This is a genomic window from Rhizobium sp. BK060 (genome assembly GCF_014193145.1).
In the GTDB taxonomy this organism is placed as follows: Bacteria; Pseudomonadota; Alphaproteobacteria; order Rhizobiales; family Rhizobiaceae; genus Rhizobium.
Genome location: NZ_JACHYW010000010.1, coordinates 143,905 through 170,356, shown reverse-complemented (window position 1 = coordinate 170,356; position 26,452 = coordinate 143,905). Strand labels below are relative to the sequence as shown.

The window sequence follows — 26,452 nt, the reverse complement described above, 5'->3', positions numbered from 1 at the left end:
TCATGCCACCCCCGGATCAGCAGGGAGCGCGACGATGTTGTCCGCGCCAAACCACGCACTCAGCCGCACCATGGCATTAGCGCTGAGCAGCTGCGTGAACAACAAGGCTAACCGCACCTTTGGTCGAGAACACGCCACATAGAAAAGATTGCGGTTGTTTTCAAAGAACTCGACCTTATCGGCGGGCGGCCCCGCTTCTATCCATTCAAGCATCTGACCGAAATTATATTTGTTCCAACCGCGGCCAACGATCACCAATACGTTCTCGAACTCGGCACCCTTGACGCCGTGCTTGGTCGCGAAGGGCGTGTGCCCGTCGATGAACCGATCGAGAGCTATCAGCTCAATGTAGGGAACGGCGCGAAGCTTCCGCAGCCTAGTGACCCGCCGAGACTCCCCTTCGATCGGTTCAGGGCCAGCATCAGCCAGCCTTTTCTCCGCTTCCTCCACAGTCTCCGGTAGACGCATGTGCGGCTGACCAGCGATGTAATCGACAACCTCGCCGATCGTGCCCGACATGCGCAGAGCGAGTAAGGCGGTCATGGCATTCGTCCAAGCGACTTTATCAGCATGCTTGCGGATTTTCGGCGCCCCGGTCCCAAAGCACTCGAACATTTCGCCGTATCGCTTGGCCTCAAACGCTGCGCATGCGGGTTCGAGCTGATCTGCGAGAAACTTGATGTGTGGATCGTCCTTCTTGAGCCAGGGATCATTAAACTGTCCATAGATCGGCGGGATGTTCGCATAGCCTTGCTCCCGGGCAAGCACGCTGTGGCTGAGCATGAGGATCTTGGTCTTCTCGACCGCAAAGTCCCATCCCTCGCCAGCCAGCCGCTGTTTGATATGCGCGAAATACGCTTTCGCTGCCTCCGGGCTCGTATCGCCTGTCCAGTGACCACCACCTTGCCCGGTACGGCGAGCACCAGGCCATTGGTTGGTATGAAACAGGCGGGCTTCACCCGGCAACGCGGGATCGCGAACCATTTGAGGGAGCGCTGGTCGCATTCGGTTGAGCATCTGCACGATTGGGTGGGTCGACCGGAAATTCGCGTTCTTGTCGATCACCACCAGCGCCGGATGGTCGACCAAACCGCAGCCCTCTCCGTAGATTTTCTGCCAATGATCGCCGAAGAGGCCAATCTGCGGACCATGTCCCCCTTCGAGAAATTGCGCCTTGATCGCATCGACGAAGCCTGCATCGGTGTCCTGATATTCATCGATCAGGAGAATTGGATAGCGGGCTGTAAGCACAGATCGGAACTTGGGATAGCTCAACGCTTCAATCATGAGTGCCAGCACGTCGTCGTGCCGGAGAGTGACCTGATGGTCGCCGACGCTTGGATATCCCAACTCATAGTGGACGCGTCGCGCGCCAATGCCGCCGACAGGATCCAGCCGCTCTGCCCAGCCGTCGAGATTGGGAACAAGTGCCCGAAGCGTCGACTGGAAGTCCTTCAGGAGGGACCAGCAAAACCCGTGGATTGTCTCAGGGCGCACAGCGGGATGCGCCTGGATACGCGAAATGATCTCGTCCTTGGCGACATTGGTATAGGTGATACAACCAACCTGCTGACCAGCCCGAAGAAGCTCCGCACCCCGGCGATCGATCAGACGGCGGAGCGCCTTGTCGAGCGAGAAAGTCTTGCCGGCGCCAGCGCCAGCCTCAAGCCGAAAGCTGGTGCCGTCGTCGAGACAGGCGAACATCCGTTCGAGTGCAATTCGCCCGGCGGCATCTGCAGGATTCTCAACCTCTTCAGCCATGATCGCCAACCTCCGCGACGTTCACCGCTACTCCAGCAACGCCCGCGACGATCTCAACAGCAACCGCAGGTGCCGGCTGCACTGGCGCCGGATTGCCCTGCGCCAACCAGCGCAGACCTTGGCTGATGTAGCGCGGCACAATCCAATCTGTGCGTACGATCGCATGCTCCAAGGCGAAGGTCGATTTCTTCTGATCACCAGCCAACTCATAGGCGGCCAACGCCCGGTCACCGTCGCCAAGCGGGAAGCGAACAGGATTTGCGAGGATGAAGGCGTCCTCGAAACTCCGGCCGCACGGCCCCCCATCAACCTCCGGCACCTGGAAGGAAAGCCGCCGGCCGCCAGTCGTCTTCTCTGCCTCGGATTTCCCCAGCAACGCGGCTGGCGACACATCGGCGTCGAACCACGCTTTGAGGCATCCGTTGCTCGTGAACGTGCCTTCCGCCACCGGCACAGCGACCCGCTTTCCGGTGCCGTTAGGCGTCACAGAATCGATGTCGGTGATGATGAGGGTGCGCAGTTCGAGGAAGGTAAGCAGATCGAAGAAACGATGCGCATAAGCCCCGCCGACCTCCATGACCGTAAGATATTGGCTTCCGAGCTGCGGCTCACCGACCGCAGAGGCATCGCTCTTGCGAATCATCTCGGGGAGCAGGATGCGCTCTGCAGTGCCCTCAATGAGCACCGCCTTGTCGGCAAAGAATAGATCGCACCTCGTCAGCGTCAGATATTGGTGAAGAAACTCGCGGTCCGGTTCCGGCGCGCCACCCATTCCTCTGCGCAAATCCTTTACAACGGAACGGCGCATTCCATCGCCATCTGGCACAGAAAGGAAATAGCGCATGGCCTCGAACCCAGCCTCGTTCGCCATGTGAGGGGAATGCGTGCTCACAATAAACTGGACGGGCCAAGGCCTATTCTCATTAAGCTGAGAAACAAACGCGTTGATGATCTGATCCAGTTGCCGGATGAAGACCTCCTGCATCTGCGGATGAAGATGCGCCTCCGGTTCCTCAATAAAGATCAGATGCACGCCGGCCGATGTCGGGGCGGCCTGGAACTCGCGGAAGAACCGCAACAGCTGGAGCAGCATGTAAACGAGGTTGCGAACGCCGAGACCATTATAGGTCTCTGGCAACGTCATCCCATTGACGCCGACATAGCGGACCTTCGTATGATCGTTCAGCAGCTTATCGACGTCGAAACTTGTCTCTGTTACGAGGCCGGGGTCGGAAAGACCGGGATAACCGAACAGGTCGAAGGTCGGCAGCAGCGAGGTGAGCTTCGCGTTGAATCCTGCGTGCAGATCACCCTGAATTTGCTCGACGGCCGCCTTCAATTGTTCGGCCGTACTCCGCTTCTCAGGGTCGACGGGGTCGGTGAGCGCAGTTTGGAAAAGTACCTCCACGACTTTGCCCAAAACGTCGCGCTCACGGTGTGTGTCGTCATCGAGCCCACGCTGAGCGTTGATGAAACCACCCCGGATCAGCGTTGTAAGCGTCTTTGGCTCCAGTGCCTTGCGATTAGTAGGGTCATTGGGATCAACTGCCTCCAGCGATGCTCCATACGCGCCGGACAGCCCCACACTCACCGCGCGAAACAAGTTCAGCCGGTTGACCGCGACGTCGTCGCCGACCGCCACGCCGCTAAAGAGTAATGCCGGCGCAGTCGGGCGTGGTCCGTAAGTCAATATGAGGCGTGCATCCGTGCAGTCCGGATCAAGATCAACGATGCAGTCGCTGAGCGGGCCAAGGTCCGGCGAGTCGACATCGTACGTGATGTCAATCGAAACCTTGATCGCTGGGAGCAGCGCGACCACATCAGGCACCAGCTGCCCAGCTTGGAAAGCCTCGAAAGCAACCCAGAACTCTTCGTGGCAGCCCAGCGAAAAATCCTCCAATCGAAACGACAGCGATTTCTCGCTCAGGAGTCGCCGAAATAACTCCGCGATCGACGTTTTGCCGCTATTGTTCCGCCCTACAACCAGGGTCGTCCGCTCTTCCAGGCCGACCCCGACCTGCCGCAATAGTCGGAAATTCTCGATGTCAACGCTCTTGATCCGCATCAGCCCCCGCCCCTGTTTTTACCGCGCTCAGCTCTCGCGGTTAAATCTGCCCAATGCGCCATGAGAGCGCACTATTCTTCGCCGTCGTCGTCGTCTTCCAGATCCTCATCGTCGCCGATGCTATAGTTGATGGTATCGCTGACCTCGTCGGTCTCCTCCATGTCCTCCACCGGAGGCTCTTTAAGAAACTCATGGAGTGCCTTCAGCTTCTCCAGCAGTTCGTCGAAAGTAATGACCACAACGCCGCGGAGGTTGTTGCGATACAACTCGAAGGACTTCTTGTGAGCTTCGATTGTCGGGGTAGTGCCTATGATGACGATGCACCCGACGGCATATGTGGAGGCTTCCTCCCCTCGAGAGTATCTTAATAGCTGGCCAATATTTTCCTGAAGAAGGTAGCGCTGGTCCATGACTTGCGTGACGGCACCGGAGATACCAGAGGAGGGCGCATGAATGCCGCCGCGATATTCCGTTTTGCCGAGTAGTTTCGCTTTGGGCGTCTTGATCTCGACGATGGATAGATTGCCGATGGCTCCGCTTTTGACAACGAAATCGGCGAGCTTGCCGCCCTTGTTGTCAATGTCCACCCCGCCGACCGGCATTTGTTCCTTGAATATCATAGCTGGCAGCCCGAAGGCCAGCCGGAGGATGAACGGGTTTTTGGACAAAAACTTCTGCCAACTCCCTTCCTTCAGTGTTTCATCGGCAAGCCGGTCCTCGAATTTCGTGATCACATCTTCCAGTGTAACGAGCTCGATCTCCCGGTTGAGTTCGAGAAGTTCGTCGTGATTTTCGTTGAGGAGCTCTTTCGCCGACGATTTGACGACACGGACGGCCGCTGACTGGTTCCTCGATCGCGCCTGTGATCGCCTCCCTGGAGCGTTGATAGCAGCATCGAGGATCGCGTGGAGGTCCCCCTTTGTGCGACGCACAATGGGTCGCTGCTCACTTATTGGTTTCAAGGGAAAGACAAGGTCTGATAGGAGGAAGTTCTTTTTCTCAACGTTAGCGAAATCAACGGCGGCTTTGTGCGTACGGTTTAGAGTCTTGCGGATCGGCTCGTAAATCGACCTCGGCAGAAAGAAAATGCGGTCCTCAATAGAGGTCTCGGAACCACGAGTGATGCGGATTTCATCGACGTTATCAAATTCTTCGATAGCTTCCACGATGAAGCGCAGCATGTATATCAGCCCAAATCCGTCGAACGGGTCATAACTGAAACCAGCCGGAAACTGGCGGAAGTGATATCTGCCGTCGTCATTCTCCTCATCATCGAAGATGGGCATAGCCTCATCGACACTGATGCGCTGGATCGAGCGGTATTTGTTGGTGCCAAAGTACGAGCTTCGGGGGAGAAGGATCGTTGGATAGGTGGTGAGCAGGTTCAGCTCTGGGTCGTATTCGGCTAGCAATATTTCGTGGCTGCCGAAGTCCAACACCTTCGCGTTTCCTTCCTCGATTAGGAATTGACGCATCCCATCGGTCACCTTGACGGTGAACTCTTGAAATCCGTTAGGCTGAGTATAAAGGAACAGGATGGAACCGTCCTCAATCCTCTCCCTAACCTGCTGAACTTTCGGCGTATTATCTTCGACCACTGTTCTTTCGCCCCAAATTACCGCTAACATGACTGCGCTGGTCGCCGCAGGCAACTCGTCCGGCGCAATATCGCCACTTAAAGGGTGCAGATTGGCATAAAGATGGGGATAGCGATGTCGCTGGACCCCAACCTGTATTGCAGCTGGAGCGGGAAGTCGGGCGCCGAGCTTCGCACCTCGATGCAGCCGTTAATATAAGCCTGCCGCCGATGACAGCGCCGAGATATCGTCTCAACTCCCTATTCGGCCGGGATGAGGGCGCAGAGCAGGCAAAACTAATGCGATCAAAGCTGTCGGGATATCACCATATATCCAGCAACAGATTCCACTGGCGGTCAGCATTGAAGGCGACCTCATCATCTATGTCGTTTAGTGGCGACCACGCGCTGAAGAACTCATCGACGAGTCCATCCGTAGCTAGGGCTCCCAGGCATGCGGGGCCTGTGTACTTCCGAACAAAATATGCAACTCGGCTGTAATCCTCGTCATCAATGAGAGATGCCGTGATAACGTCGTACTGCATCGTATGCCACATGTCGTCGACATCGAGCAGACCGAACCTCCTCTTCGGATGATACCTTCCTACCCGACTTTCGAGGCAGGCGAGATTGATTTGCGCCAAGTCCGTCAAAAGGCGAGCGATGTCAATCGCCTCGTCAACGGATACAATGTCATCACCAAATATGCGTAAAGCCGTTGACGGAAATCTGTAAGAGAACAATTCTCGTTGGTCTTTTGCAGCGAGTAGCCTCGGTTTCACCGTATCTTCGTGGCGCTGGCCGAGGCGCTTTAGTTTGTCACCGGTCAGATTGAGGATATTGTTGTGCGTCATTTCGATTGTTTTTTCGCCCCGCCAACCAAGGCACGGAAGCGTCAGGAGAAATGCGCGGCTACAGTTCAGAAGCACATAGTATCGCAGATAGGGCAGGGTCACCTGCAGGTTACGTTCTTCGGCATACTCAGCAGAATTCGCTAGAACCGTAGAGCCAAGGACGTATTTTAGTGCCAGATAGCTTCGGATAAACCAGTCGGTGTTGTGTGCATCTTCAAAAGCACGCGCGATCGGATCAAATAGATCTCGTGTCCGGCTGATATAGTTTTTGATCTCACGGTCAGAGCAGCGGGTCGGAAGCTCCTTGTAATGATAATTGAAATCCGAACCAGTCAGAGAAACGATCGCGTCAGAGTCCATACAAGCCATCCAAGTAGCGATACGTAGCAAGATCCCCGCGAGCAATGAATATGTGCAATCGGCAATCCATGGACGATCAGGGTGCATATATTATCATCGGATTCAAGCGGTTGAGAGATAATATGATGCCGAGCTTCGACCCTTCAGCCGTATGATGATGGGCATGCCTGCCAATGCACCTTTTCCATCTGGTGCGTTCGCCCAACATTTCTCTTTGCAACCGATGACCGCATAACTGGAATGTCAGCTTTTTTCATTCATATATTGACATTGTCAGATTTTGTCGCCACATTGCAAACATTGGAGGCGATGATGACTGACGGACCTTTCCGAAATTCTGCATTGAGCAATAAGTGGAAGCAGTATGGACGGGACCTCGTCAACGACGCGGCTTCCCAGGATGAGCGTGCTAAGCAGGCCTGTCACAGTGTACTTGGTGCGATCGATACGAAGGCCTTCGACCGCCTTTATCGTGAACTGGATTCTCGTGCATCGCGTGACCAGATGGATCTAGATTCCGTCGCCGCGACTGAATCCATCTTCGACAACAACGAGCGCTCGTCTTTCGGCGATGCGCTCGAGCGAAATCTCCTCTGCAATCTTCGGGAGGGGATGTCGGAACGAAAATCGCTCGATGCGGCCCTCGGGAGCGCTGTCAGCGAGCTTCTCGAAAACGCTAAAAATCGTATCCACGAGGAATGTCTTCGCGCCAGAGATGTCGGTGACATGAATCGGTCGGATTTTGCAAAGGGCGTTCAGCGAAATCGAGAAACCTTTGCGAGCATTGATGTTGGCAGCGTTTGTGCTGCCCTCGAGAATGGCAATAAGAACGCGTTCCGCCGGACCGCACGCACGGATGTGAACGATGGACCAGATGAAGACTGAAGCGCCCTTAGAGGCCCATCAAGAAAAGCGGCTCGTCGCTGTTGAGAAGGGTCGAGCCATCCAACGTCCGGAGTTGGATAAAGCTGTAGTTGCCGAGATCGGCAAACACATACAGTTCGTTCCTGATATTCTTGATAGCTTTGACGTGAAGGGGTTCGGGGCGAAACATTATGACCTGATGGTCTTGGCAGCCGCGATCGAGTTCGCCGACCGCCGGTGGAGGCGACCGGCATCATGGCTGCGCAACCTGCATGTTACGATCCCGGTCATCGACCACGCGTGCTGGTCAAAGCCTGAGGTTCAGTCGTCACTCCGAAGCGCCATGAATTTTCTGACCGGCGACAGCTGGCGTTTCGATTTTGTCAAAGCCGCAAACGCGTCTCCGATAGGTTGGCGGCAGGTACCGCTTATGTTTGACCAGCCGAAGACTTTCGCGATCGCCTATAGCAACGGATTGGATTCGCGCGCAGCGTCCGCGCTGAGCGGCCCCTCCTCAGAGGCGCTGTGTATCCGCGTTGCCGGCACCAAACAGCGCCGGATGGATGGCGACAGCCACTTCACTCAGATCCCCTTCCGGGTGAAGGGTTTCAAGGGAAAAGAGAGCAGCTTCCGATCTCGCGGCTTCCAGTTCGCGGCGATCGCGACAATCGCCTCGCACATTTCGAATATAAGCCGGATCATCGTGCCGGAGAGCGGGCAAGGTGCACTCGGCCCGGTGCTCGTGCCGCTTTACAATATCTACACTGATTACAGAAATTTCCCGACGTTTTTCAGGAAAATGGAAAGGTTCACGCGGGCTTTGCTGGACTGCAGCATCAAATTTGAACAGCCCCGCCTATGGTCGACTAAAGGTGAGACGATGACGGCGTTTCTGGGTCTGGCGGGCAAGAAGCACCAGCATTTGATCAAAACGCGTTCGTGCTGGCAGACGCGCAGGATCGTCAATGCCGAGCGCCGCCGGCAATGCGGTCTTTGCGCTGCCTGCCTCCTGCGTCGAATGAGCCTGCACGCGGCAGAAGTCGTAGAGCCGAGTGACACCTACGTTGTCTCGGATCTATCCGCTGCAGAAGTTGAGACGGCGCTCGCGAACATCAGCGACGAAGCTGATCGCGACATCATGGTTGAATATGGAAGCGTGGCGGCTCGCCACCTCGACCACCTCGCCGCAATGTCCGATTTGCCCGATGCCGCGTTGCGGCCATTCGCTTCGCAGATTGCCGCCGCGACTGGTGAGGCCTATGAGCTTACCCTTCAAAACTTGAGAATGATGTTAATGACGCATGCCCGAGAATGGCGGACCTTCTTGTCCGCACAAGGTGAAAAAAGCTTCTTGAACAGCTGGATGGACGGAGGCCGCTATGACCGTTCTAAATGAGCTGAGCGCGCAAGAAATTGGTCGCCGGCTCAGGATTGCTCGCGAGAACGCTGATGTTCGCCAAGATGACGCTGCACAGTTCATCGGTGTCTCCCGACCGACGTTGGTCTCTATCGAGAAGGGCGTAAGGCGTGTTCGCATCCAAGAGATCCAGAGTTTAGCTCGCCACTACGGCGTGTCAGTAAACGCCTTGCTGCGACGCGAGGCGGTCCATACGGATCTGATGCCGAGGTTCCGCAAGCTGCGAGAGACGGAAGACGAACATACGCTAGAGGCAATACGACTGCTTAATGACCTGATCAAAGCAGACGTGGAGCTCGAAAACATTCTCGGTATACAGCGTCGCCGCAACTATCCCCCAGAGCGGGGCCTCAACGAGGGTGACGCAGTCGCGTTAGGGGAGTCCCATGCGAAGGAGCTTCGAGACTGGCTCGGGCTGGGATCAGGCCCAATCGCTGATATCTTTTCCATCGTGGAGCAGGGGCTCGGAATTCGTCTCTACCAGCGGCGCCTCTCTTCAAAGTCACGTGTGGCGGGCCTATTCACCTACGATGATAACGTGGGCGCTTGCATTCTGCTGAACGCAAACCATCCGTTGCCTCGCCGGGTCCAGACCGCGGCACACGAAACCGGGCATTTCTATGGGACGCGGCAAATACCTGAGGTCCTCGAAGAGGACGAGAAATTCCTGTCGCGGGACGAGCGCTACGCAAACGCCTTCGGCCGCGCATTCGTCGCGCCCGCAGAGAGTTTTGGCGAGAGCTTTCGAGAACTGAAGGAGATCACTGGAAAGACGACGCGCCGTCTCGTCATTCTACTTGCGGACCAGTATGGGATTTCCCGCCAGGCCTGCGTTCTGCGTTTGGAAGAACTGGGCCTTGTGAAGAAGGGAACTTGGTCTTGGTTCGAAGATAACGGAGGTATCACGGACGAACAAGCACGAGAGGTTCTTGGAAGCGCTGCAGACCGGCGCGACGTCGGAAAAGCCGATGCAGACCGGTTGGTCTCGCAACGAATGAGCTTGATGGCACATGCAGCTTGGAAGCGCGAGCTAATGTCTGAGGGGCAGCTCGCCGAACTCCTGAAAATCACCAGGCTGCAGGTGCGTGAGATCGTCGACGAAATCGAGCTTGAGGAAAAAGAGACGGATGACCTACTCAAATTCCCTGAGTGACGATACCGTCCCCTTGGTTCTTGATACGAGCGTGCTCATCAACCTGCATGCCTCCAGGTGCGGGGTCGATATTCTCACTTCGATTCCAAATCCGATCGTCGTCGCGAACGTCGTAGCTGGCGAGCTTGAAAACGAGACGAGCCGTCGCAATGGCGAAGAGGCTTTCCTGCGGGCACTTTCCGCAGCTGGACACGTCATGTTGGTTGATCTGTCGGACCAGGAATTCGAGATGTTCTTCGAGCTCACTTCAGTATCGCCTTCACTCGATGACGGAGAGGCGGCGACGATCGCGGTCGCCAGCGCGAGGGGCCTCTATCCGGTTATAGACGAGAAACGCGGCCGAATTCGTGCCAGTGCAATCATGGGCATCGAACCTGCATGGTCGCTCGATCTCGTTCTTCACCCGATAACTGCTGAGAGCCTTGGGGCGGAGGGTCATAGGGAGGCCCTTTTCCGGGCACTGCGCGATGGTCGAATGCGCATTCCTCCAGAAAGCACGTCCCATGTTGTCGGTATTATAGGCATCGAAAATGCCGAATACTGCACCTGTCTCCCGGGTTACAAGCAGCTCTTCTCACGTCGCGAACAGCAGAAAAGACAGGTGAACCAATTGATCATTTAGCAGATTCGTCCCCGCACGGATTGGCGGGCGCGCAGGCAGAAGCTGTGAGACCCCCAAGGAAAAATACGAACGCCGAAGAACGACGGAGCCCCATTTGATCTCGCCTAAAGGGACGCCCAGCCGTTCGATTGAACGGTAGTACAGCACCGCAATAAAACTATCCTGCCTTCCAGCTTTCGAATGGGCCGAGCACGAGTAACGGACCCGCGGATTTGCGCTCTCTCTTTGAACGTTCGACAGCACGATTTATGAAGTCCTCTGTCCCAGCGCCCGGCGCGCGGGCGATATCGTCGACAACACGCGGTTGGCCGCCAACAATCTTGATCTCGCCGCCCTCTCGGCTCTGCGATTCGACAGGAAATTCGATCACTGCGGTGTATTGAGCGCCCGCTAATTCGAGAGATAGCGGTGCAACAACCATATCCTGATCGTCAACGACCGCATCCCCCTCCCATGGTGGAACGAAAAGATTCACGCCCGGTAGATAGCCGAGCGCAAGCAGCTCCTGGTAATTCTCGACCCAATCATAAAACTCTGAGAGCAAGACCTGCTGTTGTTTACGGCCCGAATACCTTTCGATCGCTGTCGCCATTCGCCGTAGCATGGGAGCGACGGGTATCCAGTTGCGGAATGGCCCCTCCTCTCCTTCGGCCGTGGGCAAATCAACCACTCCTTTGCCAAAGTCGATTTTTACTCTCTTCTTGGACTTGGCCAATATGGCACCCACCTCAATGATGGTCACCGCTTCGTTCAAATCGACAGTCCGGGATCCGTCGTAGTCGAAAACAATACCCGCCCATTCCTTTTCGAAATCGAGTGTAACCTCAAAGAACGAATTCACGAAACGGGTTGGAGCACTTCGACTGCCTTTCACGAAGGGTGGGACGGCATACATGTCAGCTGGAAATCTCGCCCAGCTTCCGTCTTCAACATCTTCGAGCTCGATCGATACTGACATGAGCGATGGGGCGCGAAACTCAATGAGTGCTTCGCGGAAGAAGTCCGCATCGTTTTCGAGACGGATGCCGAACCGTCGGCGCTCCACGGTAAGATCCACTACATCGATCTCCTGGCGCCTTCCGAGAAAAAGGCTATGAACCTTCTCTCTCGCGTCTTCGCCTGGGATGAAAAAGTGTCCAGTTATCGAACCGTCTTCAAAACCACATGTCCGACGCTGATGAACCTTGGTTTCGAGATAGGCGGAAAACGGTCCTCCAAGAATTCCATCGAGAGCTTTCGATAAGCCTTCACCATCACGACCAAGCTCGATAGCCCGCCCCGTAGGAATGCGCACTGTCACACGATGTAGCTTGCGATTGCCGCTAGCTTCCTCTTTCCTAACCCGGCGTAATGTCTTGTAGATGATCTCCTCATCAATTCGGACGATCAGGGCGCGGGTCGGCGACCGCGCTCCTTTGCCGTATTCGAGGATAGCAATGGCGGCCGGCAAATCAGCGTCAACGAGATGCTTAAGAGCTGAGAGTTTGATGCGGGGTGGGTCCGCTGGGCGATCCGTAGATTTGACCTGTACGAGGAACTTCGGCAGATCGTTCTGCTGATCAAGCGGCGTGGTGGCCGAGCGTACGGGTTCGCGTTCCAGAAGAAAGTCCCAACCTAGGCGATCAACGAGTGACTTTTGCGCGCGGAAGCCCTCCGGCTGGCACCAGCCGAGGAAATGACCTTCACCCATCGTACCAACGTCACGCGTTTCCATTTGCTCACCTGTCCCAGAACTGATGCACCGCCAGAACGGCGTACCTCGCCGGCTACGACGAGCTCACGTCATGGTCTATCGTAGAGTTAACTTCTGGGGTCGATCAATCGAGAAGGCTTTGTACTCAACAAGTTTCAACGTATTGCTTAGATACCGACCTGGTATTGATATCTATTTGCTTCAGGGTTGATCTTTTGCTGACACGAACGCCTTCTCCCGATGACCGGCATATCCAAGAATTCTGCCGCCGGATCGCACCCGAAACTCGGCCTCGCCTTTTGGAGATATTTCCTGACCCTCGATCTCTGCCTCAAGAATGTTTCCCGAATGTTGCGAGGAAAGTCGCGCTTGAGGGAGGCCGCATAGTGTTCGGTTGGGCAGTCTGGGAGTGGCCAGGCGTCTACATTGAAGCGGAGCACCATGCGATCTACGAGAGCTTGGAAGGTATGTGGATCGACAATACACCCTCTTCGTTGAAAAACATCACCCATCGTTTGTTTGTGCGCGATGACACGGCGACTTACGATTTCGACAATGAAGGCATTCGTCGCGATAATCAGCGGCATGCTCTTGCACGCGACCCGCTGATCCAGGCATTTTTCGACAGCGCCAACGAATATAACAAAGCAATGGACAGGCTTCCGGGCTTCGGGGAGATCCAAGTGAGCGGACCCGCCGCGCGGCATATCCAAATGCTGCAAATGGAAAATGCCAGGCTGACGGTTCAGCTTGCTATGAAATATACACCGAGGAATGCGCGCTGTTTTTGCGGGAGCGGCCGGAAATTCAAACAATGTCATGGAAATTCTGGGCCTCGCGCTTAGCATTCTGCGAGCATATCTTAAGGCGGGACGGCGAACGCCTTAATTGATGCGAGCTAACTAAATTCGAACTCGGAGGATGGTTGCCAAAGATGTTTGATATCCTTAGCGCAAAAGATTTCTATGCCATGCTCGTTGATGATTTTGACGATTTCGCTGCCGAGCCACATTCGGCAAGACGCGCAATGCACTGCGCTATCACCGCTTATCATCTTCACGAGTGGGTATGGGGGGACTGGCTAAGTAAAGACAAGGCTGCTCGCGACGCTATGGGCATCTCCAAACGAGACCGAGAACAGTTCTTGCAGTGGATTGACCGACACTGCGTCTGGTTCCGATTGGTACAGGAGTTGGCGAACGGCTCAAAGCATTTTGCGAGAGAGGCAGGTTTTGAGACAGTTTTCGTAAGCGGCTACGGCGAAGGCGGATTTGGTGTTGGACCATATGGAAAAGGATATCTCGTGATCGATTGGGGCGAAGAGGCTGGAGACCAGCGGTGGCTCCCTGCCGCGCACCTTTTGGAAGTCGTGGTCCGCTTTTGGCGTGATTTCTTTCGGAAGTATCTCCCTTCACCCGACCTCGCCGTGAGCGCCCAGCACGTCGATTGATGCAGCGCGTCAAGCTAACAATAGCGAGCTATCAGAGCTCAATCACCGCGTTTAGAATGGCCAGACTTTCGCCACTTCCGCGCGCCTCGTCTTTTCTCTGCTCGCATCCGGGTCGGGCACCGCGGCCACATCAAGAATGTACTTCTGAACATATGCGTCGGGGATGCCGTGTTCCTTGGCGCCGCTTTCGACAAAGTCCTTGTACCACTGGTAGGGCTTAAGCTTGTCGTTTATCACCCCTTCAGACGCCAGATATGTAACCGCATCGACAGGCTTGCCGTCCGCGGTCATGACCGTGATTGTCGCTTCTTCATAACCGTTGCCAAGCCCCTCCGCTTTGTCGAGCGCCGCTTTCTGGGAGCCTGGTATGCTGAAAAGAACGCCAACAACCAAATCCGTTGAGACCCCGGTCAGGAAGGCGTCGCATTTTGCTGAACCATCTTTGCTTGATTTGTGGAAGCGCAGTTCATGACCAACCAAGGTCGCGGGGCCAATGACTTTGCAACCCGATGTTCGAAAACGTAAACGCTCGGTAAGCATATTTGAGCCGTAGGCAAAATAGATGATCCCTTCCCCTTCAGCGATCATGTCGTGATCTCCCTCCTGATATCTGTATCGGCTTAGTCCGCGTTCAGAACGATCGTACCTAACCCCTTTGATGCGGCAAATCGTCATCTCATCGACAAGCAGCCGCAAGTACGGCTGCCCGGTCACGATGAGATCATCCAACGTTTCATCGTCGGGCCAGTCGAACACCTTGTCGAAAATTAAAGTCTTGCCCGCCGACTTGGGGTGAGCCGTGTGACGTTCCTTCCGTGGCGGCTTCGGTCGGGGCACCTCCTCCCAAACGGCTATGCTGCTGTCGGAGTCGTCGTCATCGCCCCATCCAAGATTTACACTGACACCAGTCCCAGGCGGAAGCTCGTAAGGTTCAACCGAGCAGGTGTGATTGAAGAGCACGACGTTGCGACCCTCATGGTCGGTTTGCGCGGAGTTGAAAATGATGCCGTCGAGTTGAGGTTCGACGCTCGACGCGAGAAATTCGGATACGGCTTGTGTGACGAGATACTCCGCCTCCTCGTCGCGCGGCATGATGGGCCGGCTTATTTCAGCAACCAACCTTCTGAAGAATGAAGCGCGTCCGGCCATCCGCTTAAAACGCGGGTCGAACAGGCTCACATCGGTGAAAACTTGCGTGAGCTTGTTCAGATCGAGCAGCCTGACTTCGCGGACGATCTCAAACCGACCGAGAACTACATGGCTCCCGACCGGAGCGCGAATTTCCGCTATACAAGTTTCCGGTTCTCTGGCTCCGTAGAACACCGAAATGCCGGCGGCGTTCATCCGGCCTGGCCTTGCAAATCGCGGTGGCGGGGGTCCTAGTTCGCGAACCGGGCCCTTCAAGAAAAGCTCGATCTCGCTTTCGGAAAACGCAATTCGGCCTCGGTAAAGAAACCGCTCCTCGCTGTCCGGGCCAATGGTGACTATGACAGGATCATCCGGCCAAACGCGCATGCCTGAAATGTCACCGAAAATCTCGAGCAAACTCTGGCGAGCGTGCTCGCTGAAGTAACGAGAACGCCGGCTGATCTCGTTCCGAAAGAACCGCCAGGACTCCTGGTAGTCGTAGGTGTCGGTCTTCCTTCCGATATAGCATGTCTCTGAACCAAATGGATCGGCTTCGCCGTTCTTGGCGGCAAGGTAGGCTGTTCCGCTCGATAGCTCGGTCCGCACGGCTTCCGCGATCAGCCCATCGACACTGGCGAGATTTGCTATGAGATCGCCAATCGGTTCTCCCGAGTCCGCTCCGTATTCATCCTGATGAGGGCTATAGTTTTCCTCGATAACGCCTTGGACGCGCTCGGCCAGCTCCTCGAGGCGATAGCTTTTTCGATGCTTCCCGCAAAAACTACAGGCGCGACGTTTGCCCTCCGATTTGATCTCGCCCTGCAAATACACATCGCCGATGCACTTGTAACAGATATTCATATTGAGAATTTCCGATGTTACCCTCAGTCTGCCCTATATTCCGCGCCAAAAGTGCGCTGGTGGCGCAATGAAAGTCCCCGGCAGCCAAAGTGTTTCTCCCCAAGATATACCAGCTATACAACACCCCACGCCCGAAACCTCCCCCTTCCCGTCATCTCTCTGAGCCCCAGCTCCAAAACGATCCGCCGCGCCGCCTGCGGCGTGACCTCCAGCGTCTTGGCCACCATCCCCGCCGACACCAACGGTTTCGCCATCACCAGTTCGACCAGTTCCGGCAGTTTCGAAGACGCTCGTCGCCCTTCGAGTTTCCGCTCGAACAGCGTGCGCGCCAGCGTCAGTCGGTCATGCTCCTTCATGCCGATCTCGGCGGCTGCCAGTAGTCCTTGAGCAATTGCGAGCAGACGGGTTTCCCGGTCGCGATGCCGGCGCCGGTCGACCGGAATGGTTTTCAGGCCGAGATTTACGGCGGCGAGATGGCCGCCGGTGGTGACGCCGGCTTGGCGCAATGTCGACGCAGCCAGCAGCCGGCCGAGCCAGGGCGCGTGCTGAAGGACGGAAATTTCGTTCCAGGCATCGAGGATGACGATCGCCTGCAGCACCGCCGGCAGGTTTTCTGCCTGCCGCAGCACGCCGCGCCATTCGTCGAGCCGTGCGTCCTCGTCCCAGTCGAGATCGTAGATCATCGGATCTTTCTCTTGCGTCACGCCGCGGTCGGACCGTGTGGCGTTCGCGATCGCCGCCTCCGATCGAGCCAGCACCGCATCGATGGCAGCATAGTCGACGCCGGGAAGATCTTCGCCACTGTCCTTGTCTTCCCCATCCTCTGCCAAATCCATCGCGACGGCGCGCCGGGTGGCGCCGCCCGCCTCTGCTTCGTCGGCGCCGATCAACGCCACTGGCTCCGTCTGCCGCAGCGTTCGAATGCCGTCGGCCGAAAGCGCCCAGCCGGGTGGTTGGGCTGCAATGCGCCTGCGAGTTCGCAAAACGTCGCGGGCGATTGTCAGCTCGTGGGTGGGCGTGCGAATATCCTTCGTGGCGTCATGGAGGACGAGGTCTTCGAGATGGACGAGTTCGCCGTCGATCCACAGCGAGGCGCAGGCGTCGGCGAAATGCGATCGTTCGATCCACCCCTGCCCGACCGGCGAGCGGGCGATACGCTCGTCCAGACGCGCCAATAAGATGCCGGCATCGAAAGCCGGCCGTATCAAGGCTGTCATGCTGAATTTCGCGAGATCGTAAGCCATTGAAATCATGGTAAATGATTTGCTAAAGAAACTCTATCGCGAAGTTACAATTCCTCACTCCCTATGATGCTCTAGGCCACGCCTAACCATCGATAAGTACTGCTTATCGATGGTAGCTTGATTTCGAGGCGCAAATCACCCTGTCGGTCGTCCTGGATGACCGGAAACGCCCGGTTTTCCGGTCTTTTGGGCAGATTTTGGCGAGGTTCAGCGGAACGTCTCTGCTGCGCCGCTACTCACAGCGGCCCTCCCCTGCCGATGAGCTACAGATTCCTCCATCATCTTTTCGCTCAAACGGGCTTTCATTCCCCTCCCCTCCTCCGATCTCCTTATTTTCAGGCATTTCCGCCACAGATGGCCACCAGAGCGCGTTTCACGCTGGTTACGGCCGGATGCCCGTTCGAGATCGGATTTCGAGTCTGGTGGGGCCGTATTTAGATCATAAAACACGCTTGCAACTGGTCATTTTCTCGCGCATTCTTTATCTGTACAAGACACCTCGAAATAGGCCCCTAAAAAGCCAGATGGCAAAGAGACAAACAGCTAACGTCCCGCCATCTCCAAAGCGGCTCATCGGGTATGCACGCGTCTCGACAGAGGATCAGCTTCACGACGCCCAGTTGGACGAGCTGCGCGCCGCCGGCTGCGATCGGGTCTACCAAGAGCATGGATCTGGGGCATCGCGAGCTCGCCCGGTCCTAACCAGATTGCTCGGAGAGCTCACTGCTGGCGACGTCCTCGTCGTGGTCCGCCTTGATCGGCTGGCCCGGTCCGTCAGCCATCTCTTGCAGGTGATCGAGGACCTTGAGCAACGCGGCGTCCATTTCCGATCCATTCGTGATCCGATCGATACCTCGACCCCGCAGGGCATGTTTTCCCTTCAGGTCCTTGGTGCTGTTGCCCAGCTCGAACGAGCGTTGATCGCAGAGCGAACCAAAGCCGGCATCAAGGCGGCAAAGGCGCGAGGAAAGCTTCCCGGAAATCCCGGCCTGCGAGAGCGGCGGCCGGAGGCAATCAAGGCGGTTTCGAAAGCACGCGAGAAACTCTATCTCGACGAGCTCATTGCGTCCGCGCAAACATGGCTGCCAACGGTGCGGCAGCTCCGGCCTCAGCACAGCTGGGACAATGTCGTGCGGGTTCTCAATCGTCGCGGCCACGACTGGACCGTTGAGCGCCTTCGTCGCGCCGTCCATCGCATGGTCCGCGAAAAGCTCGCCGAAAAGGAACTCCTCACCCGGTCGCCTCGCCGAGCTCCGGAAGACCATCTGATGAAGCTCGTAGCGGCGATCGCCATTGCCGATCCCGGCCTTTCGCTTCGCGACATCGCCGCCCAACTGGATCAGATGGGAGAGCGGCCGGCGCGCGGTGGGCGCAAATGGCAGCCATCCTCTGTTCGTCATCTGCTGGACGAGGCACATCGGTTCGGTCTTATCCGTCACTGAGGGCACGGAGCATCAACCTTCCGATTGCCCGGCTTCTTGCGCGCCCTGTTCTCGGCGGCAGAGATTTCCAGCCTTTGCTTTCGATAATGCCTCAGGGGAGCTGCCGGTATTCGGTTTGGAAGCGGAGTTTCACGGCTGAAGTCACCTGCGTAGGTAAAGGGGCTTGGAGATCTGGGGCGGTGGGCCCGCGCTCGAATTGCCCAAAAGGCCTTGCGAGCGGCAGACGGAAGTCGTGTCGTTTCAGCGACCAGCCCCGAAGAGCAGTTCCGTGATCGCCGCAATCGTCACTGCCTGCCATGCCGGTGAGTGGTTCATCGGACAAACCACCGCTTCGAGGAATGCCCATGATCGCCAGCAACAACGGTCCCTCCCCTCTTCGGCATCCTCATCAAGGCATGCCGGACAACCGCCTCTGTCCACGGGATCACTCTCGAAAGAGCTCTTGGGCCGCCCGGCGCTTTGCAGTGACAACCCGTTCCGCCTGACCGATCGTCCTAACGTAGGCCGCTGAGCACCGCGAAACGCCATGCTTTGAAGCTGCAGTCGACCTGGCAAAGTCCGGTATCGCGCATCCATTGCAACTGGCTTTCGACCGAGGAGCAACGATCGTGGGACATGCGCTCGTGCGCCTTGGCGATTTCCGCTTCGGGTATGCCCAGCGTCCTGACCTGCTGCAGCCAGATCCGGGCGTAGCGGGCCTCTACCTCGGAATCATGGCCAAGGACCTGCTCGGCGTTGACGAACAGGCCACCTTCGGACAAGGCGCCCCGAATGCCACCGAAGAGGTGCTTTTTCGCGGCGTCTTCCAGATGATGGATCGCCAGTGCCGAGATGATGAGATCCCACGGACCGCCGAGCTCGGCATCGGCCATGTCGGCTACGGCGTAGGTAATGGCCGGATTTCCATCGAAGCGTTGCCGGGCCTGCTCGAGCATTTTTTCAGAGGCATCGACGAGGTGGATCTGCGCATCGGGGTGGCGGGCAAGCAGCATGGCGCTGAAAAGACCGGTGCCAGCGCCAAGATCCAGGACACGCAGTTTATCGGTGTGCCGCCAGTCATCGATCAAGTCGAGTGCTGTGCCGTAAAACGCATCGAAACAGGGAATAAGGCCGCGCCGAAGGACGTCGTAGCCGGACGCATCTCGATTGAAGACGGGTGAGGACGATACGTTTATTGGTGACATGGTGTGGCTCAACTTTTCGGGATTGTGATCTACTTCGCCGTGGGGGTGGGGATCAGGCTCGGGTTCAATGTATAGGTCGCTATCGCCTCGCCGCTTGCCAGGATGTGGCCCGCCATGGCCTTTTCCACGTCTTCGCCAGTGAATGGCCCGGATAGGCCCAGTGTCGGAACGTCGAGTGCGACCACTTCAAGAGTGTAGTGGTGGATGCGCTGGTCATTTATGGGCGGGCAGGGGCCGTCATAACCGCCATAGGTGCCGGCCATGCCATCAGTTTTGGCCAGAAAACTGGTATAGACATTGGCGCCGCGCAGCCCGTGAGGCGTCACGCCGACCGGCTTGCCGCCCGGCACGAGACCCTCGCTTTCCGCACCTTCGCCGATGGACATGATACCGGCGGGAATATCGGTCAGAACCCAGTGGAAGACGCTGATCCGCGGCGCGTCGGATGGAATTGTGGTGCCGGGTTTATTGATGAGGCTGAAATCCTGCGGTACGTCCGGATCGGTCATCAGCAATGCATAAGATCTGGTGCCCTCGGGTCCCGCTGACCATGAGACCCCCGGGCTCACGTCCTTGGACCGGATCCCGGGCGGGCAGAAGGCGGCGGAGTCTGCAAACCGGCCAGAGCGGTCAAGCCCTTCGAACTTTACGGACAGCGTGAAGTCTGCGGCCATGGGCGCCGTCGCGGAAAATGCGGCCGCCACACTGACCGCGGCCCATATGCTTTTATTCCTGGTCATTGTTCGTCTCGCCTGGTTGATTTCAGTAGACCATAAGGAGCGAAGCCAGCGAGAGTGGGCCCGATCTGATCAGAAATGAGCCTGAAGCGGTCAGGCCATTGGTTTTCTACGTGCCCTGCGAACGGTTGAAGGAGCCTGTCCGAAGGCATCCTGGAAGTGCCGCGAAAAGTGTGAACGCGAAGCATAGCCTGTCGCAGCAATTGCGTCGGCGACGTCGGCATCCCGATCCGAGAGAATGAGGAAAGCGGCTTGCATTCTTTCGGCGAGAAGCAGCGCGCGGCGCGAGTGGTTTTCATCCCGCAGTCGCCGCCGCAGGGTGGCCTCTGACATCGACAGGGACGCGGCGACCGCAGCTGTGGACCACGCGTGATCGAGCCGGTGGCGGATCAAGAGCCGCACCGCTTCCGCGACTGAACTCTCGACATATTTGGGGATCAATGGCAGCGCACCGTGTTCGGCCAGGATAAGCAGAACCTCAAGAACACGGTGGTCCACAACTCGCCGGGAGAGGTCGAACGCATCCGCCAGCGCCTCGCCACTATGGATGATTGCCGAGCAAAGCGTCGGACTGATCGTTATGGGCGAGCCGAGGGGTACGTCGCGCATGGTGAGTTGTGGCCAAAGGCGTGCCGCCTCAATGACCAGGGTGCGAGAGAAGCGGACGAACAGGGCGCGATAGACGCCAGTGTCGGTATCTGGTTCGTTGACAACATCGACCTCCGCACCGGCCGGCAGTACGAAGGCGTCACCGGCTTGGTAGATATTGCGTTTCGCGCCCCACAAAACCTCTTTGCGGCCTTCGATGACGATAACGAGGCCGGCGGCGGGCATGCTGAGCTCTGAAATCGTTTCCCGGTGACGGGCGACGAAGGCCGAGATGAACGGAGGATCTTCTTTTTTGAGCAGTAAACGGGTGTCGCGCTCAGCCAATGGGCGCAAGGCATCAACCAGGTGGCGCCGCAGGGTTTTGTCGCTGTCGCGCATTGAACAAACCATCTCCAAATTGGATCGATTGTCATTGCTGTGTCGAAATCAAGTGGCTGTCGATATACCGTCGAAGGGAGCGGAAACCGGAAAGACAATGTCTGCTATTGCCTATCTTTTTGGGGGCATACAACGACTGAGACAGTGTCGAAAGCGACCCTCAACGCCTAGGTGATTGTCTCCTTCTTGTGCATTGCAGCCGATCAAGAGGATTCCGGGAATCCGGGCAAACAAGGAGAATGCTTCAGGTGTCTGCGCCATTGAGACCTCCTAGCGAGGACATTGGCCTGGCACGATGCATCGCTGCAAATCTCACCACGCTCGCGAACCATAAGAGTCCCAAGACGCCGCGATTTGCAAGGACCTGCTAAGGACCGGAATCGGCCCTAAGCGGTCAAAGTCTCGCTTGTCTTTCAAGCATTATCATGGGCTGATCTTTATAATTTTGCTCGCCAAATGCAGTGTAGCCCAGCCTGCTGGCCAGCTTGAGAGACGCACTATTCTCGGGATGGATAAGGCACACTGTCCGACTCTGACGCAAAGTGTCGGTGTACCATCTGTGAGCTGCATCAGTCGCTTCGAACGCGTAGCCAAACCCGTGCACTCGGGAAGAAAAAGTCCAGCTCCCTTCCCCAACGCCGTCGAAAGAGGCACCAAGCCCGCGATGAAAATCAGCAATGCCGGTCTCTCCGACATAGTTACCACTGCATTTTTCGAAAACAGCGAAGATTCCATGCCCTAATAACGACCAGTGGCCTGCATAGCGCATCAGGCGATGCCATGCATCTTCCGGTGAAAAAGGTCGTCCTCCAAGAAACCGGACAACGACCGCGTCGGTGCACATCGCCAGATAAGGCTGATAGTCGTTCAACAGGTACGGTCGGAGAGTAAGCCTATTCGTCTCGATCAATGCACCGCTCGCGTTCCAGAAGCGTTAAAACTGCAGCGTCAGGTATCATGCCTACCAGCATTTACAACGGCCGCTAATGGCGCATTCCGGCCAGGTCAGACGATTCCGCTGATCTTGGAAGGCTGGAACAGCTATCACTACAACGAAATTGATTTCGCTGAACCAGGCCGATCGAGACAGAAAGAATCGGCGCAAATCACGGTCTCAGAGGCCGCCTGAATCGTCCTTTTGGAGCCACCGTGGCCAAACCGAAGACATCACTGACCGCTGTCGAGCGCCGGGCCGAAGAACTCGACACGATCGCCGCCGTGCTGCCGCTGGAGCGCCGCGACGAGCTTGCCGAGCTCCTGACCGACCAGGATGTCGAGACGCTGCGCCATCTCGTCAACCGGGGCATGGGCGACAACACGCTCAGGGCGCTGACCTCGGATCTGGCCTATCTCGAAGCCTGGGGCATGGCAGCCACCGGACGAGCGCTGCCCTGGCCGGCGCCCGAAGCGCTGTTGTTGAAATTTGTCGCCCATCATCTCTGGGGTCCGGTCGAGAGAGCCGAGGACCCCAACCATGGCATGCCGGCCGACGTAGAGACGGAACTGCGCGCCAAGGGGCTGCTCAGAGTCGACGGCCCGCATGGGCAACGCAATAGCTCGCATCAACGCCAACCACTGTCATAACGATAGCCCGAGCCGTCGAAATCGCGATAGCCGGAGTCATCCTCATAACGCGGACCACTGCGGTAGCGGTAACCTGAGTCACCATGGTCGCGATAACCGACACGACCTTCGTAACGCGGGCCGTTGCTGTAGCCATAGCTTGCTCCATCGTCGTATTGCGGACGATGCCTGTCGTTGATGAGAGCACCAGCAACCAGGCCACCAATGACCCCTGCCGCCAGCCCACCAACGATGGCTGCGCCCCTGTCGCCGTGGCGGTGACCGCGATAGTCGTGTGCGCTCGCGGAGCCATAGGAAGCGAAGATGCTGCCGGTCGCGACCAATGTGGCAAGTGTCGAGAGAATGATCTTTTTCATCGCCTACTCCATAAGAGCCTGTGTTGGGAGGTAAGGCTCGTTCTGGCTACTTGATGACATTAGCGCGCTGAACAGGCTGTGAATGTTGTGTTTCGCTGCCGTTCATCGAGCGCTGGAGTTAGGGCCCGATGTCATCGGCTGTGGCAGAAGCGGACCCAGTCCGATCACAATCAGCGTACTGACCGGCGCGTTCCCAAGGAAATCCAAACTATCCGCAAAAAGGGAGACTGAGCCTAAATGCCCAATGGAGGGCCTGCGCCCACTTCATTCCGCAACGAAGCTGACCGCAGATCAACGTGGCGACTTCGACGCTCGAACCGTCGTTGTTCAGTCGGGAGAGTCAGTAGTCGAAACTCCAACCGGTAGGCCGCAAGGGCGCCAGCATTGCTTGAGCGCCGTTACAGCTCGCTCTGAGATCCAGTCGCTGATCGCGCATCGATGTCGCCTATGTGGTGGATTGGCCAGGGAGGGGCAATCCATGCCCTTGTATTGGAGGCACGAATCGGGTCATCCACGATCATCGGCGGCTTCATGATGATATCGACCGTGCAGGGTTCCGAATGTGTTCGGGCTTTACAACTGTAAAGTTTTCGGCCGGGAGCGATGTGGATTCGGAAACTTTACAACTGTAAAGTTTTTGAGTTTCCGCATGGACATTTTGGTCGTCACCCGCCCTTCAGATTCATGGGCGTTAAGATTTCATTAACTAAAAATGCCTTGTGGAATCGGATGGCCTCTGGCACCCTCGACGGAAATTGCCCCGTAAAGAGCTCATAACCGTCAAGAGGAATGGATGCCGCAAGTAGCATCTAAAAACGTCAGGGACACCGCGTCGAAGATTGACGCCTACACGGCGAAGCTTTCTGCCGAGCTGCGCGACATGCGCGAAGCTGTCTATCCGCCGGAAGCCCGCAAGACATTTGCCAAAACATTTTCAACAATGGATCTGGCCCGCCTCTTGGCGGTTCCGGAAAGTACGCTCCGCCAGTTGACGATCGAAGGTAAAGGACCAGTACCAGAGAGGGCCGAGAATAATCGACGTACCTATACGGTGGAGCAGGTCAAGGAATTGAGAACGTTTCTGGCGTCCATGCGCCCGGACGAAGCCGGCGAACTCCTACCTTTCCGTCGCAAAGGCGAGAAGCTGCAGGTGATCGCGACCGTCAACTTCAAGGGTGGAAGCTCGAAGACGACGACATCGATCCACCTTTCACATTTTCTAGGACTGCAGGGCTACCGGGTTTTGTGTATGGATCTCGACCCGCAGGCGTCGATGACCGCACTCTTTGGTCTTCAGCCGGAATTCGACCTTGGTGATAACGAGACCGCCTATGCAGCGATCCGATATGACAATGAGCGGCGCCCGTTCGCGGATGTAATCCGGCCGACCTATTTTCCCGGTGTCGACTTGGTTCCGGGAAACCTAGAGCTCATGGATTTCGAGTTTGATACCCCCACCTATCTGACGTCGAAGACTCGAGACGACCTGGGTCTGTTCTTCGAGCGGTTAAGTACTGCGATTGCGAGTGTCGATGATCGTTATGACTTCGTCATCCTCGATACTCCTCCCTCGCTCGGCTACTTGACGCTTGCCGCGCTCTATGCCGCAACGTCGCTCATTGTCACCGTTCATCCGGCAATGCTCGATGTCGCTTCGTGTAATCAGTTTCTTATCATGATCTCAGATCTCTCTGACGTACTCGCGCAATTTGGTGCGAAGTTCGAGCATGACTTTTTCCGTTTCCTTTTGACCAGGGTGAACCCGAACGATGGGCCGCAGAAGTATATGGCAGGCGTCATGCGCAGGCTCTTCGGTGATGACGTCCTCGTCGCCGAAGCTCTCGAATCGACGGCTATAGCTGGGGCAGCCGTTGCAAAAAAGAGCCTCTACGAGCTCGAAGCAGGGGAGGTCGGGAGGGAAGCTTTGAAGCGCGCGGTCGAAAGTGCAGACCGCGTTAACTTCGAGATCCTGGGATTGGCCCATAAGGTCTGGGGGCGCAGCGCATGAAGAAAAGCATCCTTCGTCGGATGGCCGAGGAGGCCGAAAACAGGGCGGATGTGTCCGAGGTGGAAGACGCGGACAAACCCGTTTCCGCACGGCGTCATTCTTCGCCGGTCATTTCGAATGTCGGGAAAGCACTCGTGCATCTAGGCGAGGATACGATCGTTTCGCTCGATCCCGCAAAGGTCGAGCGGTCGCCCTACCGGGACCGTTTCGACAACGACGAAGAGGCCGAAGCAGAGCTCGAGGCGCTGAAAACCTCAATCGCGTCTGAGGGCCAGAAGATTCCCGTTCTCGTGCGGCCTCATCCCACGAAGCGCGATCACTATCAGCTTGTCTATGGGCATCGCCGTCTCAATGCCATCAAGTCGATGATGGCGGAGGCGGAGCGGCCTGAGACGGTCAAGATCAAAGCCTATGTGCGCGATCTGACGGACCGGCAGCTCATCGAGGAACAGTCAGTTGAGAATGGCATCCGGGAAAATCTCACCTGGATCGAGCAAGCAATGTGGGCAGTCCAGCTGAAAGACGCAGGGTTCTCCCATCGGGCCATCTGCCCAATTCTCGGCCTGTCCGAAGCTGCCGTCTCGCATCTTTTTCGGGTGACGTCGGTCGTGCCGAGCGACATCATCTTCGCAATCGGTCGCGCAAAAGCGGTCGGGCGGCCGAAGTGGACGGCATTCGCAGATCTTCTAAAGGATGAGAGCAAAATCGGTGCGGTCCGCGAAGTGCTTCAAACGAGCGAGTTTCGCAAGGCAGACGGCGTCGGCCGTATCGCGCTCGCCGTCAGTGCCGCCACCGGAGCGCCGGCGCGCCAAAGTGTGAAGCCAATTGAAACCGTCGATTTTGCCCTCGCGGGACGGCATTTCGGTCGCATGAAAAGTTCGGCTTCGGGGACGACCGTCACTATTCCCAAAGCGGAAGACGCTTTCGCACGCTGGCTGGCAGGACGCATGCCGGAGTTGATGCGCGAATATGAACACCAAGCCGGCCAGTCCAACTAGGGCACGGTCAGAACATAGTTAAGCTAGCAAAGGAGCAGCAGCGCAAAAAGAAAAAGGCCACCAGAACGTTTCCGTCGTGGAAGCCTCTCTCAATTCCCTAAGCAAGAA

21 protein-coding genes and 1 pseudogene are annotated in these 26,452 nt (G+C 56.8%); 10 read left to right on the top strand and 12 right to left on the bottom strand.

What is annotated here, in order from left to right:
• From FHT71_RS13505 to FHT71_RS31620, 4 genes are all read right to left on the bottom strand, one after another.
• Positions 1–1,761 (bottom strand): UvrD-helicase domain-containing protein, encoded by a 1,761-nt coding sequence (locus FHT71_RS13505; RefSeq protein ID WP_183720206.1) that lies wholly within the window; start codon positions 1,759–1,761, stop codon positions 1–3.
• Positions 1,754–3,826 (bottom strand): ATP-dependent endonuclease, encoded by a 2,073-nt coding sequence (locus tag FHT71_RS13500; RefSeq protein WP_183720203.1) that lies wholly within the window; start codon positions 3,824–3,826, stop codon positions 1,754–1,756. Before FHT71_RS13500 ends, FHT71_RS13505 begins: the two co-directional genes overlap by 8 nt.
• 71 nt (positions 3,827–3,897) lie before the next feature.
• The gene (locus tag FHT71_RS13495; RefSeq protein WP_183720200.1) at positions 3,898–5,424 is read right to left on the bottom strand and encodes a Shedu immune nuclease family protein; all 1,527 of its coding nucleotides are present in this window, start codon (positions 5,422–5,424) and stop codon (positions 3,898–3,900) included.
• Positions 5,425–5,725: 301 nt separating this feature from the next.
• Entirely contained in the window at positions 5,726–6,616 is an 891-nt protein-coding gene (locus tag FHT71_RS31620; RefSeq protein ID WP_246718000.1) for a hypothetical protein, read from the bottom strand.
• 240 nt (positions 6,617–6,856) lie between these two features.
• On the opposite strand from FHT71_RS31620, the gene FHT71_RS13485 reads away from it, so the two are divergent.
• The 4 genes from FHT71_RS13485 to FHT71_RS13470 are packed head-to-tail and all read left to right on the top strand — an operon-like array spanning position 6,857 to position 10,672.
• The gene (locus tag FHT71_RS13485; protein ID WP_246717999.1) at positions 6,857–7,501 is read left to right on the top strand and encodes a hypothetical protein; all 645 of its coding nucleotides are present in this window, start codon (positions 6,857–6,859) and stop codon (positions 7,499–7,501) included.
• Positions 7,482–8,876, top strand: coding sequence for a 7-cyano-7-deazaguanine synthase (locus FHT71_RS13480; protein ID WP_246717998.1), 1,395 nt, complete (start codon positions 7,482–7,484; stop codon positions 8,874–8,876). The genes FHT71_RS13485 and FHT71_RS13480 overlap by 20 nt, the downstream gene beginning before the upstream one ends.
• Positions 8,860–10,050: an XRE family transcriptional regulator gene (locus FHT71_RS13475; protein ID WP_183720197.1), complete on the top strand. Its 1,191-nt coding sequence runs from the start codon at positions 8,860–8,862 to the stop codon at positions 10,048–10,050. The genes FHT71_RS13480 and FHT71_RS13475 overlap by 17 nt, the downstream gene beginning before the upstream one ends.
• The gene (locus FHT71_RS13470) at positions 10,025–10,672 is read left to right on the top strand and encodes a DNA-binding protein (RefSeq protein ID WP_183720194.1); all 648 of its coding nucleotides are present in this window, start codon (positions 10,025–10,027) and stop codon (positions 10,670–10,672) included. Before FHT71_RS13475 ends, FHT71_RS13470 begins: the two co-directional genes overlap by 26 nt.
• Positions 10,673–10,829: 157 nt before the next feature.
• On the opposite strand, the gene FHT71_RS13465 is transcribed toward FHT71_RS13470, so the two are convergent.
• Complete coding sequence (locus tag FHT71_RS13465) at positions 10,830–12,386, bottom strand: hypothetical protein (RefSeq protein ID WP_183720191.1); 1,557 nt, start codon at positions 12,384–12,386, stop codon at positions 10,830–10,832.
• A gap of 365 nt (positions 12,387–12,751) precedes the next feature.
• Here FHT71_RS13465 and FHT71_RS13460 point away from each other — a divergent pair, with 365 nt between their 5' ends.
• Entirely contained in the window at positions 12,752–13,210 is a 459-nt protein-coding gene (locus tag FHT71_RS13460) for an SEC-C metal-binding domain-containing protein (protein ID WP_183720188.1), read from the top strand.
• Between the two features lie 89 nt (positions 13,211–13,299).
• Positions 13,300–13,815, top strand: a complete 516-nt coding sequence (locus tag FHT71_RS13455; protein WP_183720185.1) for a hypothetical protein — start codon at positions 13,300–13,302, stop codon at positions 13,813–13,815.
• A gap of 51 nt (positions 13,816–13,866) precedes the next feature.
• Here the strand turns inward: FHT71_RS13455 and FHT71_RS13450 are convergent, their stop codons facing one another.
• The gene (locus FHT71_RS13450; protein ID WP_183720182.1) at positions 13,867–15,804 is read right to left on the bottom strand and encodes an RES domain-containing protein; all 1,938 of its coding nucleotides are present in this window, start codon (positions 15,802–15,804) and stop codon (positions 13,867–13,869) included.
• A gap of 113 nt (positions 15,805–15,917) precedes the next feature.
• Positions 15,918–17,057, bottom strand: a complete 1,140-nt coding sequence (locus FHT71_RS13445; protein WP_183720179.1) for an RHE_PE00001 family protein — start codon at positions 17,055–17,057, stop codon at positions 15,918–15,920.
• Between the two features lie 515 nt (positions 17,058–17,572).
• Between FHT71_RS13445 and FHT71_RS13440 the strand changes: the two genes are divergently transcribed.
• Positions 17,573–18,490 (top strand): recombinase family protein, encoded by a 918-nt coding sequence (locus FHT71_RS13440; RefSeq protein ID WP_183720176.1) that lies wholly within the window; start codon positions 17,573–17,575, stop codon positions 18,488–18,490.
• A gap of 494 nt (positions 18,491–18,984) precedes the next feature.
• On the opposite strand, the gene FHT71_RS13435 is transcribed toward FHT71_RS13440, so the two are convergent.
• The 4 genes from FHT71_RS13435 to FHT71_RS13420 form a co-directional block, all read right to left on the bottom strand.
• Complete coding sequence (locus FHT71_RS13435) at positions 18,985–19,674, bottom strand: methyltransferase domain-containing protein (RefSeq protein ID WP_183720173.1); 690 nt, start codon at positions 19,672–19,674, stop codon at positions 18,985–18,987.
• A 29-nt stretch (positions 19,675–19,703) separates the two neighbouring features.
• Positions 19,704–20,414 carry a YbhB/YbcL family Raf kinase inhibitor-like protein gene (locus FHT71_RS13430; RefSeq protein ID WP_183720170.1) on the bottom strand — a complete coding sequence of 237 codons (711 nt, stop codon included), beginning with the start codon at positions 20,412–20,414 and terminating at the stop codon, positions 19,704–19,706.
• A 90-nt stretch (positions 20,415–20,504) separates the two neighbouring features.
• Positions 20,505–21,398, bottom strand: a complete 894-nt coding sequence (locus tag FHT71_RS13425) for an AraC family transcriptional regulator (RefSeq protein WP_183720167.1) — start codon at positions 21,396–21,398, stop codon at positions 20,505–20,507.
• A gap of 394 nt (positions 21,399–21,792) precedes the next feature.
• Positions 21,793–22,308, bottom strand: coding sequence for a GNAT family N-acetyltransferase (locus FHT71_RS13420; protein WP_183720164.1), 516 nt, complete (start codon positions 22,306–22,308; stop codon positions 21,793–21,795).
• Between the two features lie 239 nt (positions 22,309–22,547).
• On the opposite strand from FHT71_RS13420, the pseudogene FHT71_RS13415 reads away from it, so the two are divergent.
• Positions 22,548–22,940 (top strand): annotated as a pseudogene (locus FHT71_RS13415) (integrase); the annotation flags it as partial.
• A gap of 20 nt (positions 22,941–22,960) precedes the next feature.
• Here the strand turns inward: FHT71_RS13415 and FHT71_RS13410 are convergent.
• On the bottom strand, positions 22,961–23,338 hold the full coding sequence (locus FHT71_RS13410; RefSeq protein WP_183720161.1) for a hypothetical protein: 378 nt from the start codon (positions 23,336–23,338) through the stop codon (positions 22,961–22,963).
• A 793-nt stretch (positions 23,339–24,131) separates the two neighbouring features.
• Between FHT71_RS13410 and repA the strand changes: the two genes are divergently transcribed.
• Together repA and repB are read left to right on the top strand one after the other, a co-directional pair.
• The gene (repA, locus tag FHT71_RS13405; protein WP_183720158.1) at positions 24,132–25,346 is read left to right on the top strand and encodes a plasmid partitioning protein RepA; all 1,215 of its coding nucleotides are present in this window, start codon (positions 24,132–24,134) and stop codon (positions 25,344–25,346) included.
• Complete coding sequence (gene repB / locus FHT71_RS13400) at positions 25,343–26,344, top strand: plasmid partitioning protein RepB (protein ID WP_183720155.1); 1,002 nt, start codon at positions 25,343–25,345, stop codon at positions 26,342–26,344. The genes repA and repB overlap by 4 nt, the downstream gene beginning before the upstream one ends.
• The last annotated feature ends 108 nt before the right edge of the window (positions 26,345–26,452 follow it).

Bases quoted from the DNA above. Each gene is read 5' to 3' on its own strand.
- FHT71_RS13505 (WP_183720206.1), bottom strand. From the start codon at position 1,761: ATGGCTGAAGAGGTTGAGAATCCTGCAGATGCCGCCGGGCGAATTGCA.
- FHT71_RS13500 (WP_183720203.1), bottom strand. From the start codon at position 3,826: ATGCGGATCAAGAGCGTTGACATCGAGAATTTCCGACTATTGCGGCAG.
- FHT71_RS31620 (WP_246718000.1), bottom strand. From the start codon at position 6,616: ATGGACTCTGACGCGATCGTTTCTCTGACTGGTTCGGATTTCAATTAT.
- FHT71_RS13485 (WP_246717999.1), top strand. From the start codon at position 6,857: ATGTCAGCTTTTTTCATTCATATATTGACATTGTCAGATTTTGTCGCC.
- FHT71_RS13480 (WP_246717998.1), top strand. From the start codon at position 7,482: ATGGACCAGATGAAGACTGAAGCGCCCTTAGAGGCCCATCAAGAAAAG.
- FHT71_RS13475 (WP_183720197.1), top strand. From the start codon at position 8,860: ATGACCGTTCTAAATGAGCTGAGCGCGCAAGAAATTGGTCGCCGGCTC.
- FHT71_RS13470 (WP_183720194.1), top strand. From the start codon at position 10,025: ATGACCTACTCAAATTCCCTGAGTGACGATACCGTCCCCTTGGTTCTT.
- FHT71_RS13465 (WP_183720191.1), bottom strand. From the start codon at position 12,386: ATGGAAACGCGTGACGTTGGTACGATGGGTGAAGGTCATTTCCTCGGC.
- FHT71_RS13455 (WP_183720185.1), top strand. From the start codon at position 13,300: ATGTTTGATATCCTTAGCGCAAAAGATTTCTATGCCATGCTCGTTGAT.
- FHT71_RS13450 (WP_183720182.1), bottom strand. From the start codon at position 15,804: ATGAATATCTGTTACAAGTGCATCGGCGATGTGTATTTGCAGGGCGAG.
- FHT71_RS13445 (WP_183720179.1), bottom strand. From the start codon at position 17,057: ATGATTTCAATGGCTTACGATCTCGCGAAATTCAGCATGACAGCCTTG.
- FHT71_RS13440 (WP_183720176.1), top strand. From the start codon at position 17,573: ATGGCAAAGAGACAAACAGCTAACGTCCCGCCATCTCCAAAGCGGCTC.
- FHT71_RS13435 (WP_183720173.1), bottom strand. From the start codon at position 19,674: ATGTCACCAATAAACGTATCGTCCTCACCCGTCTTCAATCGAGATGCG.
- FHT71_RS13430 (WP_183720170.1), bottom strand. From the start codon at position 20,414: ATGACCAGGAATAAAAGCATATGGGCCGCGGTCAGTGTGGCGGCCGCA.
- FHT71_RS13425 (WP_183720167.1), bottom strand. From the start codon at position 21,398: ATGCGCGACAGCGACAAAACCCTGCGGCGCCACCTGGTTGATGCCTTG.
- FHT71_RS13410 (WP_183720161.1), bottom strand. From the start codon at position 23,338: ATGAAAAAGATCATTCTCTCGACACTTGCCACATTGGTCGCGACCGGC.
- repA (WP_183720158.1), top strand. From the start codon at position 24,132: ATGCCGCAAGTAGCATCTAAAAACGTCAGGGACACCGCGTCGAAGATT.
- repB (WP_183720155.1), top strand. From the start codon at position 25,343: ATGAAGAAAAGCATCCTTCGTCGGATGGCCGAGGAGGCCGAAAACAGG.